This is a genomic window from Nannocystis pusilla (genome assembly GCF_026626665.1).
Lineage (GTDB): Bacteria > Myxococcota_A > Polyangia > Nannocystales > Nannocystaceae > Nannocystis > Nannocystis pusilla.
Genome location: NZ_JAPNKE010000002.1, coordinates 3,266,374 through 3,278,625, shown reverse-complemented (window position 1 = coordinate 3,278,625; position 12,252 = coordinate 3,266,374). Strand labels below are relative to the sequence as shown.

Here is a 12,252-nt window from a genome sequence, read left to right as displayed (position 1 = left end):
TTGCGCTCGATCGCGGGGGCGCGCGGGGGCGCGCGCGCGCTTTCATGAGATGTCTTCGGGGACAGGTTGCGACCCGACCGGCGAACGGGAATACTCGAGCGAATGATGCGGCTCCCGTCAGCGCATTTGGCCTTGCGGCTCGGATTCGGCGTCTTCCTCGGCGCCGCATGCCCGGGCCCGTCTGCGACGACCACGGAGGGCTCCGACACGACCACCGGCAACACGGACTGCCTGGTCGGCAGCGTCGGCTGTCAGTGCACCCCGGGCGGCACCTGCGACGGCAACCTCGTGTGCGCCTCGAAGATCTGCGTGCCCCTCGACGACACCACCACCGGCGTCACCGAGACGAACACGGACACCGTCCAACCCACCGCGGGGACCGACACTTCGGCCGGTGAGTGCGAGCCGGCGAACGGCCAGCCGAACGCGGCCTGCGGGCCCGCGGAGCCGTACTGCAGCACGCTGGGCGCGTGCGTGCCGTGCTCCGGGATCGCCAGCTGCGCGGCGGTCGATCCGGCCACGCCGGCCTGCGACGAGGCCAGCGGCCTGTGCGTCGCCTGCACCGAGAGCGACGCGTCCGGCTGCACCGGCGCCACCCCGGTCTGCGACCCCGGGACCCAGACCTGCCACGCCTGCACGCGCCACGACGAGTGCACGAGCGGCGCCTGCGACATCGCCACCGGCGCGTGCTTCCCGGCCGACGGCGCCCTGTGGGTCGACGGCGCCGGCGACTGCGACGACGCCGGGAGCGGCAGCGAGGCCGAGCCGCTGTGCACGATCGCCGAGGCGCTGACGCGCGTCGCGGTCGATCCGCAGGCCGTCCTCGTGCGCCCCGCCGTCTACGACGAGCCGCTCGTGGTGCCGGGCACGAGCGTGGTCGCCATCGTCCGCGCGGGGGAGGGCGCCGTCGAGATCACGGGCAGCGCCGACGCGACGCTCGGGCTCGGCAGCCAGGCCCGCGTCTACCTCGACGGCCTCGAGATCCGCGACAACGAGCTCGGCAGCGGCGTCGTCTGCGACGCGGGCGAGCTGTGGATCGATCGCACCTGGATCCGCCAGCACCACGTCAGCGGCGTCTCGGCGATCGATTGCGACGTCCGCGTGCGGGCGAGCGTGTTGCACAAGAACCTCGGCGAGGGCGTGTTCGCGTCGGGCGGCTCGGTGAGGCTCGAGAACAGCTTCATCACCGAGAACGGCGACAAGGCCAACGCCGACAACCCGCGCGGCGGCGTCGCGCTCGCCGGCGGGGCCGCGGCCACGCTGGTCTACGTCACGCTGGTCGGCAACAACGCGTACACCGGCGGCGGGCTGTCGGTCGAGTGCGAGCCCGACGCGGGCGTCGAGGCGGTCAGCCTGCGCAACTCGATCGCCTTCAACGCCGTCGGCTACAGCACCTTCAACTGCGAGGGCGTCGAGGTCGTGTCGCACTCCGCGTACTCGGCCGCGACCGACGAGCCCAACGACGACAACCTCGGGGTGGCGACGGCCGACGTGCCGATGCTCGTGACCGCCGACATGGCGATCCCGGGCGTGTACCGGCCGACCCCGGGCAGCGAGCTCGACGGGGTGGCGATGTTCGAAGGGGGAGACCCTGACGTCGACTTCGAGGGCGACCCGCGGCCGACCGACGAACCCAGCTTCCCCGGCGCGGATCAGCCCCCGCCGTGAGCGTGAATGATGCCACCGCGGCCGAAATCGCCGCGGTCGCCGGGCCGGTGGCGAGTTTTCCGGTCCGGGGATGGCTTTGTGGACAACTCGCGTGGCCCGGTGCATCCTGGCCGCGATCCCCTTTGTGCACTAGGAGTTACCGATGACCCGACAGTACTGGACCGTCGCAATCTTGGCCTGCGCGCCGCTGGTCGCCGGCTGTCCGCCGACCTACACCCCCGGGGAGACGGAGAGCGGGACCGAGACCGACAGCGAGACGAGCGAGACGTCGAACACGACCACCCCGGACGTGACGACGACGTCGCCGACGACCACGGTCGAGCCGACGACGGACACCGAGACGTCGACGACCACCACGAGCACGTCGACCACCGGGCCGACCACCGGCAACATGGGCTGCGCCGGCGACGGCGACTGCTCCGACCCCTCGAAGCCGTTCTGCATCGACCAGGCCTGCGTCGGCTGCGGCAGCACGCCGGACCCGGACGCGACCTGCGCCGGGGTCGACGCCGAAACGCCGGTGTGCAACCCGGACTCGGGCGCCTGCGTGGTGTGCACGCCGGAGAACAAGGGCCTGTGCGCGGACGCGACGCCGGTGTGCGACGCGGCCACCAACGAGTGCGTCGGCTGCGTCGAGCACGACGACTGCCCGGACAGCGCGTGCAACAGCGAGACGGGGGCCTGCTTCGCGCTCGAGTACGTCGTCTACGTCGACGGGGTCGCCCAGTGCGACATCGGCGACGGCACCATGGCCGCGCCGTTCTGCCAGATCACCCACGCGCTCGACCACGTGGCGATGAACGACCCGTCGCTCGGCTGGACCATCAAGGTCAAGACCGGCAACTACATCCAGCCGTCGCTGGTCGTGCCCGAGGCGAGCAACCTGGCGATCGTCGGCGACGGCGGCATCGCCAAGATCCGCTCCAACGCCGGGCCGACCCTGCAGATCAACCCGTCGTCGAAGGTCCTGCTCGGCAAGCTCAACCTCGCCAGCAACGCCGACGACACCGGCCTGACCTGCACCGGCTCGCAGCTCCAGGGCACCGACCTGACCTTCAGCCTCAACCGCCAGGGCTACGTCGGCACCGACTGCAACGCGCACTTCAACCGCAGCGTGTTCTACAAGAACACCTCGGGCGGCCTGTCGGCGTTCGGCGCGGGCGCGACGGCGATCGTCAACAGCTACATCTCGAACAACGGCTCGAACGCCGAGTCGAACTACGGCGGCCTGCTCACCGGCCAGGGCCACGAGCTCAGCCTGGTCTACTCGACGGTCGTCAACAACCTGTCCGAGGTCGGCGCCCGCTCGCTCCTGTGCATGCCCGACGCCGGCGCGACCACGGTCCGCAACTCGGTGATCATCGCGTTCGTCGCGCCGTCGATCGACTGCCCGACCGTGACGTTCGAGAACTCCGCGATCGACGAGGGCAAGACTGACGGCGACACCAACCTCGCCGCCACCATGGCCGACGCGATGGCGTGGTTCGAGGGGCAGGTCGGCGGCGTGTACAAGGCCAAGCTCGACACGCCGATCGCGACCCTCGCCGTGTGGAAGGACGGCGACCCCGCGACCGACTTCAACGGCGACCCGCGCCCGGCCACCGACGGCGAGACCGACTACGCCGGCGCCGACCGCCCGGCTCGCTGAGCTGTCCGTGAGAGCAGGTCCTTCGGGACCTGTCCGAAGTGCAAGAGGAGGCTCCGGCCTCCTCTCGTCGTTGGGTCGCCCGGCGAGAGCGGCGGGCCCACGTGCTGCCCGTGAGAGCATGTCCTTGTGGACATGTTCAAAGTGCAAGATGACACTCCGGCCTCGTCGTCGGGTCGACCGAGCCTCGAGCCACTCGAAGCCGTCAGGCCCTCAGAAGCGGCCGGTCACGCCGAGGCCGAGCGGGATCAACGTCGGTCTCCAGGTCGAGCGCCGCGCCGCGCAGGACGGCGGCAACAGGCCCACGCCGGCGCCGAGCGTCAGGCCCAGCCCCGCTCCGAGCAGCGAGGCCGCGACGGCGCGGCGAGCGAACCACGGCTCGACGCGGGCCACGTAGTCTTCGCCGAGGCCGCGCGGATAGGTGGCGCTCTCGGCGGTCAGCCACACCGCGCCGAGGATGAGCGTCGCTCCGCCGACGATCGCCTCCGCGAGCCAGACGCGGCGCGTCACCGGCACGGCCGCGGTGACGCCGGCGGCGACGAGGCCGAGGCCGGCGGCGACGAGCCCCGCGCCCGCGGCCGCGTAGTGGGCGTGCGCGACGATCGCGGGCTCGCTGCACAGCGGCTGTGTCGGCCCGATCGCGCAGCTGCCGACCTGGCGATCGAAGCTGCGGGTGCGCAGCACCACCAGCGCGGCGCCCGTAGCGAGGAGCGGCAGCGACAGCGCCAGGAGAGCGGCGCTGCGCCGGACGCGGGCACGGGCGGGCAGGGGCGCGGCGGAGAGGTTCGCGAGCGACCTGTTCGGTGATCTGCGGCCCGCGGGTGGTCGAGTCGTCCGCGTGCGGTCGCTCGCGCGTGGCGTCGACTTCGACGAGGAGGCCGCCGGCGTGGGCGTGCACGAGGCCGGCGGGACGCGTTCGAGTCGCCGCGACGACGTCGTGGGCGAGCCGACGAGCGACAGGCCGAGCAAGACCGACCCCAGGGCCATGCTCGCAGCAGTATGGGCGACGGGTGCGGGCGATGGCCGTCGTGCCTCGCGAGGTCATGGCTGCGGCGGTATGGCCGGCCTCGCAAGCGCCGAGGCGAGCAGGGCGGTGCGACCGCCCGGTCCCGAGAGCGGCGCGGGGCGGGTTCGCGGCCGACGCCGACGTACGCCGCGAGCCGGCTCGCGTGCGCGAGTTCCGGCGCTGGTGGCGTCGGCGTGCGAGCGTGCTAGCGTCGGCAGGGATGAAGATCCGCTGCCCGATCTGTCACAAAGAGCAGGAGGTGCCCGAAGACTTCGCGTACCGGCCGTTCTGCTCGCAGCGCTGCAAGACGATCGACCTCGGCAACTGGCTCGGCGAGGCGTACCGGATCTCCCGGCCGATCACCGCCGACGACGAGGAGCCGGGCGTCCGCGGCGAGAACTGAGCCGCAGGCGGCGTGGTGTCCGCCGGGCGGCTGAAAGTTCGACTCGGGGCGTGGCGCGGCGGCCGTCGCTGCGGACGACGAGGAGCCGGCGCGGACGGAGCGGCTGGGTGACGCGACTGCGCGGCCGGCGTCGAGTCGACTGCGGGCCAGGCGAGCCCTCCTGGCCGATCACTGCCGTCGCGCTCGTCGAGCCGCGGACGTCAGCACTGAACCGGCGAGTCCGCCGGGCCGGTCGACGTCGCGCGCCTGGACCGGATGGACATGCCACTCGGGACATGAACATGGCGCCATGTCCCTGGCGCCATGTCCGAAACGACCTGCCCGTGCGGGCAGCTCACTTCTTGTCGCGGTTCTTGCGGCGGGCCAGCTTCTCGGCGCGGCGCTTGTCGGCGAGGTTCTTGTAGTCGACCTTCGACGGCGAGCGCGGGGCCGGGGCGCCGCCGCTCTGCTGCTGGCCGCCGAGGCCGGGGAAGCCGCCCATGCCGGGGAAGCCGCCCATGCCGGGCAGGCCGCCCATACCGGGCAGGCCGCCGCCGCCGCCGCCCATGCTGTTCATCAGCGAGCCGAGCGCGTTGGGGTCGGACAGCATCTTCCGCATCGCGTTCATCTGCTTGAGCATCTTCATGCCCGGGACCTTGTCCATCATGCCCTGCGGCTTGGCGGGCATGCCGGGGATCATGCCGCCGAACATGTCGCCGAGCATGCCGAACATGCCGCGCATGGTCATGAAGCGGCTGACGAGGCCGCGGACATCGTCCTCGGTGCGGCCGGAGCCGCGAGCCACGCGGGTGACGCGGGCGGCGACGAAGTCCTCGGGGCGCAGATCGTTGGGGTCCTTCTCCTTGGCGCTCTTGTGGACCGACCGCTTCTGCCGCCGGCTGCCGCGGCCGCTGTTGCCCTCGTCGTCGAGGAAGACCTCGGGGTTCTTCCGCTCTTCCTTCGTCATCGAGCGGATCATCGCCTCGACGCGCACGAGCTCCTTGTCGTCGGCGGCCTTCTCGAGCGCCTCGGGCGGGATGTTGGCCCCGAACATCTGCCCGAGCGGCATCTTCTCGAGGATGTCCTTCATGCTGCCCATCGACTGGATCGTCTTGATCTGGCTGAGGAAGTCATCCATCGTGAAGGATCCCGAGAGCATCTTCTCGGCGTCCTTCATCGCCTGCTCCTCGTCGACGACCTCGGTGAAGTCGTTCATCAGGCCGACGATGTCGCCCATGCCGAGGATCCGGCTGGCCAGGCCCTCGGGGCGGAACTCGTCGAGCTTGTCGAGCGACTCGCCGATGCCGAGGAACTTGATCGGCTTGCCGGTGACCGCCTTGACCGACAGCGCCGCGCCGCCGCGGGCGTCGCCGTCGAGCTTGGTGAGGATCACGCCGGTGACGTCGAGCCGCTCGTCGAAGGTCTTGGCCGTGGTGACCGCGTCCTGGCCGATCATGGCGTCGATGACCAGGAAGATGTTGGCCGGCTGGACCCGCGACTTGATGTCGTCGAGCTCCTTCATCAGCGGCTCGTCGATCGTCAGGCGACCCGCGGTGTCATAGATGACGAAGTCGAGGCCCTCGGCCGCCGCGTGGTCGGTGGCGTCGGCGCAGATGTCGACCGGGCTTCCGCCGTCGACCGAGAACACCGGCACGCCGATCTTCTGCCCGAGCACCTTGAGCTGGTGGACGGCCGCCGGCCGGTAGACGTCGGCCGCGACCATCATGACCTTGTAGCCGGCCTTCTGCAGCTTGCGCGCGAGCTTGCCGGCGGTGGTGGTCTTACCCGAGCCCTGCAGGCCGACCATCATGATGCCGGTGCAGCCCTTGCGCGCCCGGTTCAGCGAGGTGTCGACGGGACCCATCAAGGCGATGAGCTCGTCGTGGCAGATCTTGACGAAGTGGTCCTCCGGCTTGACCCGCATCGTCTCGCCCTGCTTCTTGGCCACCAGAGTGACCTTCTCGCCGAGCGCCTTCTCTTTGACGGACTGCAGGAAGCGCTTGACGACGTTGAACTCGACGTCGGCCTCCAGGAGGCTCAGGCGGACGTCCTTGAGCGCCGCCGCCACGACGTCGTCCGTCAGTTCGCCCTTGCCGGTCAGGCGCTCCCGCGCCGCGCGAAAACCCTTCGAGATCGTCTCAAACACAGCCCGCGCTTTCTACCACGGGCCCCCCGGCGCGCCGACCCGCGCGCAGGCGCGGGTCAGCTCACAAGCCGGGGCCGGCCCCGACGCCCGTCCCCGGCCCGGCGCTGGTGAATCTCGCGCCGGAAGGCTACGTTCCGGGGGCATGCCGAAGGCCGACGCCGCGCCCGGGGAGCCCTGTGGTTGGGGGATCCGCCTCTCTTTCCGGGGCCGTACGGTGGCCCAGTTCGCGGCCGACGACGCGACCCCCGTCGCCCTCGGCGAGCGCAAGGGCTGCGATCTCGTGCTCCCCGGGATCGGCGAGCACGCGCTGCTGACCGACGGCGCGACCCTCGTCGTCCCCGCCGGCCTCGTCGGCGAAGTCCACGTCGGTGAGCGCACGCAGCCCGCCGAGGGCAGGGTGACCCTGTCGCCGGGCGACCGGGCGTCGCTGCGCGTCGCGGCCCACCCGGACATCACCCTCGAGGTCCAGCGGGTCACGCGCGAGCACCTGCCGTGGTCGGCCCGCTTTCACGCCCGCGACCTGGCCCGGCAGCTCGTCACCGGCGCGGCCCTGGTCGCCATGGTGGCGCTGCTGGCGGATCGAGAAGGTCGAGAACGTGCTCAAGCTGCGCGGCGAGCCGACGGCCGAGGACGATTCGCCGCTGATGCGGGTGATCTACGCGCCCACGGTCGAGCCCATCGAGGTGACCCGGGCCCGCGAGCTGTACGCCGCGCACCTGCCGCCGCCACTACCTCCGGCGCCGCCGCCAGCTCCCGTCGAGCCCGGCCTGGATCTCGTGACCTCCGGCCCGACAGCGATCCCGCTGGCGCAGGAGGGCGTGCTCGCGGCGGAGCCCGTCACGCCGGAACTCGCTGAAGAGGCGCCGGTCGAGGCGCAGCGGCCGGGCAAGAAGTCGCGCCGCAGCAAGCGCAGGCCGGAGCCCATCGATGGCGGCGAGTTCGCGATCCTCGGCGCGCTGAGCCACGACGCCAACGTCCTCAGCGCCGTCCTGACAGAGGACGACAGCGCCTACGCCGGCCTGCTCGCGCTGCGCGGCGAGGGCGGCGGGGGCTTCGGCGAGGGGGTGGCCGTCGGCATCGGCGAGATCCACGGGGTCGTGGGCGGTGTCGTCGACGTGGTCGAAGGCGGCGTCGAAGGCGGCGTGCCCGGCGGGGTGGTCGGCGGCGTCGAGGGTGGGATGGTCGGCGGCGTCGAGGGCGGGGTGGTCGGCGGTGTCGTCGGCGGCGTGGTGCTCGATGGCAGCATGCCTCAAGCACCAGGTCCCGAAGGACATGTCCCTCCGAACATGGCCCCGGGAGCAGTCTTGACCGGCGGCCCGAACTCGCACGCGTCCGGGGGGGCGACCGCGACCCGGGGCGAGCGCGACGGCCTGGCGGCCGTGGTGGCCCAGGCCTCGTGCGCCGACCCGGCGGTGGTGCGCAAGCAGCAGATCGACGTGGTGTTCGCGGTCGATGTGTCGACGACGATGAACTTCATGCTCGGCAAGATCGGCCGCGAGATCGCCGCGGTCGACGCGACCGTGCGGGCCCACAACCTCGACGCCCGCTACGGCCTGGTCGTGTTCGTCGACGACGTGATGGTCACGAACGGCGGCCAGGCGTTCACCGACCTGGCGGCGCTGCAGCAGGAGCTGGCGAAGTGGCAGCAGTTCACCGCCAGCAACCGCGAGGTCGTCGCCGGCGAGGCCAATTTCGACTGGCCGGAGAACACGCTCGACGCGCTCCACGCCGCCGCGACCCAGTTCGCCTGGCGCGACCGCGCGACCACGCTGCGCGCGGTGGTCCACGCCACCGACGACGACTTCGGCGAGGCGCCCGCGGTGCAGAGCGGCCAGCGCGTGCAGCACGGCTACCGCGACACCGTCGCGGCCCTGCGCGCGGCCGAGGTGCGGGTGTTCAGCTTCGCGGCCAAGGTGGGCGGGGCGTGCGAGTGCCTCGACGTCCGCGCCGGGTTGTTCGCGCCGTACCGCGGTCAGCAGGCGATCCCGGCGGCCACCGGCGGGGCGGTGTTCGACATCGACGAGGTCGCGTCGGGCGCGCTCGGCTTCGGCGCCGCGGTGTCGGGCGCGCTGCAATCGGCGGTCTGCACGCACTATCCGCTGTCGCCGTTCGCCGCCAAGTAGCCCGCATCTCGCGTCGCCGGGGTCTTCTCAAGCGCCGGTGTCCGGGGCTAAGGTGACGGCCGGTGGCGGGCGACGTGCAAAAGCAGCTCGGCGAGCTCGAGCAGCTGGCGAGCAACCTCGGGGTGCGGGTCTGCTACGAGGCGATGACCGGCCTGTCGCAGGGCAGCGGCGGCCTGTGCAAGGTCCGCGGCGAGTGGCGGGTCATCATGGACAAGCGGCTCAAGCCGGCCGAGCGCCTGGAGGTGCTCGCCAACTCGCTGAAGGGCTTCGACACCGAGGCGCACTTCGTGTCGCCGCAGGTCCGCGCGCTGCTCGAGGCGTGAGCGGGGCTCGCGGTCGCGACGAAAGTGTCCTCGAGGACAGGTGGGCGCGAGGCCTGTCCCGGGGGACAGGTTCGGCGAACCGCCGGCGCGCCCGCAGACGCTCGCAGAGGCGGCAAAACCCCCGCGGCGGGCACTAAATCGGCGCCAAGAGATCGGCCAGCGCCGGGTCGTCGGCGAGCAGCGCCGAGACCTCACGTTCCACCGCGGACCACACTTCGGGGGAGACGCGGGCCGGGCGCTGGGCCGCGACGGTCGCCGCGACGAGCCGCTCCGCCGCGACCGCCGGTTCGAGGGTGCCGGCGGCGACCGCCGCCGCGAGCGCCTCGCTGGGCGACACACCGCTCGTCGACGCGGTCGCCGCGACAGCCTCCGCTTCGGCCGCGGCCGGGCTGACGGACTGCGGGCCTTCGGCGCGGGTGATGCCCGCGACCGTCGTGGGGTCGTCGGCGATGGGCCGCATCGGTGTCACCCGCGAAGGTAACAGGTCCGGCGCGCACTGTCAGGGGCGCGCGGCTCACCTTCGCCCGGCGAGGACGGCGCGCGACCTGCGAGGCGCCCGTGAGGTGGCGAGGTCACCCGGCGCCGCGGCGGGCCCTCGCGCGGTGCCCGGAGGTCGCTCTCCAGCGCTGGCTCGGACCGCCACGTTTGCCGCCGGCAAGGCGCGCGGGAGCCGCCGCTGGCGGCCGATTGACTTTCGCTCGCGCCCGGGGTCACATGGCGGGGCCCTGCTTCCTCGCGTGCACGGGCCGGAGTTCGCGTTGAATCAGATCACCCAGTTGGCCCCTACAAGCTGATGGAGCGCATCAGCGTGGGCGGCATGGCGGAGGTGTACAAGGCCGTCGAGCAGGGCGTCGAGGGCTTCGAACGGATCGTCGCCGTGAAGCGGATCCTGCCGCACATCGCCGAGGATGACGAATTCATCACGATGTTCAAGGACGAGGCCAAGATCGCCGGCCAGCTCCAGCACGGGAACATCGCGCAGATCTACAACCTCGGCCAGCAGGGCGACAGCTTCTACATCGCGCTCGAGTACGTCGCCGGCAAGGACCTCCGCAACATCTTCACCCGCTGCCAGCAGCAGGGCAAGCCGATGCCGCTCGCGCAGGCCTGCTTCGTGGTGATGAAAATCTGCGAGGGCCTCGACTACGCCCACAACAAGCGCGACAAGCACGGCCGGCACCTCAACATCGTCCACCGCGACGTGAGCCCGCCGAACATCCTCGTGTCGTACGAGGGCGAGGTGAAGCTCATCGACTTCGGCGTGGCCAAGGCCGCCGGCCGGGTCTCGCGCACGCAGGCCGGCATCCTCAAGGGCAAGTTCGGCTACATGTCCCCGGAGCAGGTCCGCGGCATGCCGCTCGACCGCCGCAGCGACGTGTTCTCGCTCGGCGTGGTGCTCCACGAGGTGTTGGTCGGCAACCGCCTGTTCCAGGGCGAGACCGACTTCGCCACCCTCGAGATGGTGCGCACCGTCGACGTCCCGTCGCCGAGCTCGAAGAACCCGGAGATCCCGAAGGACCTCGAGAACATCATCATGAAGGCGCTCTCGGGCGAGCCCGAGACCCGCTACCAGACGGCGATGGAGCTCCACGACGACCTCCAGGCCTTCATGTTCGCGCACGGCATGTTCTACAGCCGCAAGGACCTTGCGACGTGGATGCGCAAGCAGTACGCGCGAGAGATCGAGCTCGAGAAGGGCTCCGGCAAGGCCCCGCCGGCGCCCGGGCAGCGGCCCGCGCCGCCCGGTGCCGCGCCGCGCAAGGCCCCGCCGCCGCGCCCGCCGGGCAACAAGACGGTGCCGCCGCAAGCCGCCGCGCGGCCGGCCCCGATCCCGACGGCCGCGGGCCGCTCCGCCGCGCCGCCGCGCGCCGAGGCCAAGGATGGCGACCCGCTGCAGCCGAGCGAGGACCAGCTGGCCGCCGCGCGCAAGCGGTCGAAGACGATGTTGATGTCGCCGTCGAGCCGGCCGTCGACGCTCAAGCCCGGCACGCCGGCGACCGGCAGCGTGCCGACGTTGCCGCCGGGGATGGGCGGCCCGAAGGATCCGCTCAAGTCGACGATCGTGCCCGGCGGGGCCCCGCCGCAGCCCGCGAAGGCCGGCGCCGCCCAGGCGCGCGTCGCCCCGGCGCCCGCGGCCGTCAAGGCTCCGCCCGCGCCGGCGTCCGACCTCGACTGGGACGACGACGAGCTCGAGACCAAGTTGTTCGACGATCCGGTCGGCGCGCCGAAGGCGAAGCGGCCGGAGGGCGAGGGCCGATGCGGCCCGAGCCGCCGCCGCAGGCCGGCCAGATCGAGTCCGACGCCGACGAGGGCTCGCCGACGGTCCAGATCCCGCCGAGCGCCGCGGCCGTGATCCTGGCCGCCTCGGTGGCCCAGGGCCCGTCGCAGGCGATGCCGGCCCCGCCGCCGGGCGCGACGCTCAGTCCGGCGGCCTCGTCGAGCATGGCCCGCGCGCCGGCGCCGATGTCACCGTCGGTCACCGGCCCGCGCCCGGTCGCGCAGGCCCAGACGCACGCGGTCACGGCCGAGGTCGAGGTCGAGGACACCGAGACCGGCAAGCGTCCGCCGCCGATCGCCCTCTACGCGGCGGCCGGCGTCGGCGCGCTGCTGCTGATCGTGGTCGTCGTCATGTTCGTCTCCGGCGGCGACCCGGCGACCACGCCGGCGCCCAGCGAGACGGTCGCGGCCGCCGACACCGCCGCGCCGCCGCAGCCGACCGCAACGGTCGGCACGATCCAGCTCGACGTGAAGCCGGCCGACGCCCGCGTCACCGTCAACGGCGTCGAGTACCCGGGCAACACGCCGCGCCTGATCTCCAACCTCGGCCCCGGCACGCACAAGCTGGTCGTCTCGCAGGACGCGGGCTTCTTGCCGTTCGAGCAGGATGTCCCGATCTCGGCCGGCCAGCAGCTCGCGCTGCCGGTCAAGCTGCAGGTCCGCGACGTCACCCTCACGATCA

The 12,252-nt window shown here is 72.2% G+C and carries 10 protein-coding genes and 1 pseudogene; 7 read left to right on the top strand and 4 right to left on the bottom strand.

Annotation, left to right across the window (positions count from 1 at the left end; all coding sequences use genetic code 11):
* The first annotated feature begins 132 nt into the window (after nucleotides 1–132).
* Nucleotides 133–1,668: a hypothetical protein gene (locus tag OV079_RS14285; RefSeq protein ID WP_267769021.1), complete on the top strand. Its 1,536-nt coding sequence runs from the start codon at nucleotides 133–135 to the stop codon at nucleotides 1,666–1,668.
* A gap of 142 nt (nucleotides 1,669–1,810) precedes the next feature.
* The gene (locus tag OV079_RS14280) at nucleotides 1,811–3,316 is read left to right on the top strand and encodes a right-handed parallel beta-helix repeat-containing protein (RefSeq protein ID WP_267769020.1); all 1,506 of its coding nucleotides are present in this window, start codon (nucleotides 1,811–1,813) and stop codon (nucleotides 3,314–3,316) included.
* A 210-nt stretch (nucleotides 3,317–3,526) separates the two neighbouring features.
* Here the strand turns inward: OV079_RS14280 and OV079_RS14275 are convergent, their stop codons facing one another.
* Nucleotides 3,527–4,300 carry a hypothetical protein gene (locus OV079_RS14275; RefSeq protein ID WP_267769019.1) on the bottom strand — a complete coding sequence of 258 codons (774 nt, stop codon included), beginning with the start codon at nucleotides 4,298–4,300 and terminating at the stop codon, nucleotides 3,527–3,529.
* A 239-nt stretch (nucleotides 4,301–4,539) separates the two neighbouring features.
* Between OV079_RS14275 and OV079_RS14270 the strand changes: the two genes are divergently transcribed.
* Entirely contained in the window at nucleotides 4,540–4,722 is a 183-nt protein-coding gene (locus OV079_RS14270) for a DNA gyrase inhibitor YacG (RefSeq protein WP_267769018.1), read from the top strand.
* 334 nt (nucleotides 4,723–5,056) lie between these two features.
* On the opposite strand, the gene OV079_RS55870 is transcribed toward OV079_RS14270, so the two are convergent.
* Nucleotides 5,057–6,847: a signal recognition particle protein gene (locus tag OV079_RS55870; protein ID WP_267769015.1), complete on the bottom strand. Its 1,791-nt coding sequence runs from the start codon at nucleotides 6,845–6,847 to the stop codon at nucleotides 5,057–5,059.
* 127 nt (nucleotides 6,848–6,974) lie between these two features.
* Nucleotides 6,975–7,451: a hypothetical protein gene (locus tag OV079_RS14260; protein ID WP_267769013.1), complete on the bottom strand. Its 477-nt coding sequence runs from the start codon at nucleotides 7,449–7,451 to the stop codon at nucleotides 6,975–6,977.
* Here OV079_RS14260 and OV079_RS14255 point away from each other — a divergent pair.
* Together OV079_RS14255 and OV079_RS14250 are read left to right on the top strand one after the other, a co-directional pair.
* Nucleotides 7,444–8,970: a vWA domain-containing protein gene (locus OV079_RS14255; protein WP_267769010.1), complete on the top strand. Its 1,527-nt coding sequence runs from the start codon at nucleotides 7,444–7,446 to the stop codon at nucleotides 8,968–8,970. The two genes, OV079_RS14260 and OV079_RS14255, sit on opposite strands and share 8 nt — an antisense overlap.
* 62 nt (nucleotides 8,971–9,032) lie before the next feature.
* Nucleotides 9,033–9,293, top strand: coding sequence for a hypothetical protein (locus tag OV079_RS14250; protein ID WP_267769009.1), 261 nt, complete (start codon nucleotides 9,033–9,035; stop codon nucleotides 9,291–9,293).
* A gap of 133 nt (nucleotides 9,294–9,426) precedes the next feature.
* Here OV079_RS14250 and OV079_RS14245 read toward each other — a convergent pair whose 3' ends face one another.
* On the bottom strand, nucleotides 9,427–9,753 hold the full coding sequence (locus OV079_RS14245; protein WP_267769008.1) for a hypothetical protein: 327 nt from the start codon (nucleotides 9,751–9,753) through the stop codon (nucleotides 9,427–9,429).
* A 333-nt stretch (nucleotides 9,754–10,086) separates the two neighbouring features.
* Between OV079_RS14245 and OV079_RS14240 the strand changes: the two genes are divergently transcribed.
* Together OV079_RS14240 and OV079_RS57880 are read left to right on the top strand one after the other, a co-directional pair.
* Nucleotides 10,087–11,646, top strand: a complete 1,560-nt coding sequence (locus tag OV079_RS14240; protein WP_267769006.1) for a serine/threonine protein kinase — start codon at nucleotides 10,087–10,089, stop codon at nucleotides 11,644–11,646.
* Nucleotides 11,550–12,167 (top strand): annotated as a pseudogene (locus OV079_RS57880) (PEGA domain-containing protein); the annotation flags it as partial. The gene OV079_RS14240 and the pseudogene OV079_RS57880, both read left to right, overlap by 97 nt.
* Between the last annotated feature and the right edge of the window lie 85 nt (nucleotides 12,168–12,252).

What these genes read in the sequence shown, in the direction of transcription:
- OV079_RS14240 (WP_267769006.1), top strand. Translation starts at nt 10,087, where the DNA reads ATGGAGCGCATCAGCGTGGGCGGCATGGCGGAGGTGTACAAGGCCGTC.
- OV079_RS14280 (WP_267769020.1), top strand. Translation starts at nt 1,811, where the DNA reads ATGACCCGACAGTACTGGACCGTCGCAATCTTGGCCTGCGCGCCGCTG.
- OV079_RS14275 (WP_267769019.1), bottom strand. Translation starts at nt 4,300, where the DNA reads ATGGCCCTGGGGTCGGTCTTGCTCGGCCTGTCGCTCGTCGGCTCGCCC.
- OV079_RS14245 (WP_267769008.1), bottom strand. Translation starts at nt 9,753, where the DNA reads ATGCGGCCCATCGCCGACGACCCCACGACGGTCGCGGGCATCACCCGC.
- OV079_RS14270 (WP_267769018.1), top strand. Translation starts at nt 4,540, where the DNA reads ATGAAGATCCGCTGCCCGATCTGTCACAAAGAGCAGGAGGTGCCCGAA.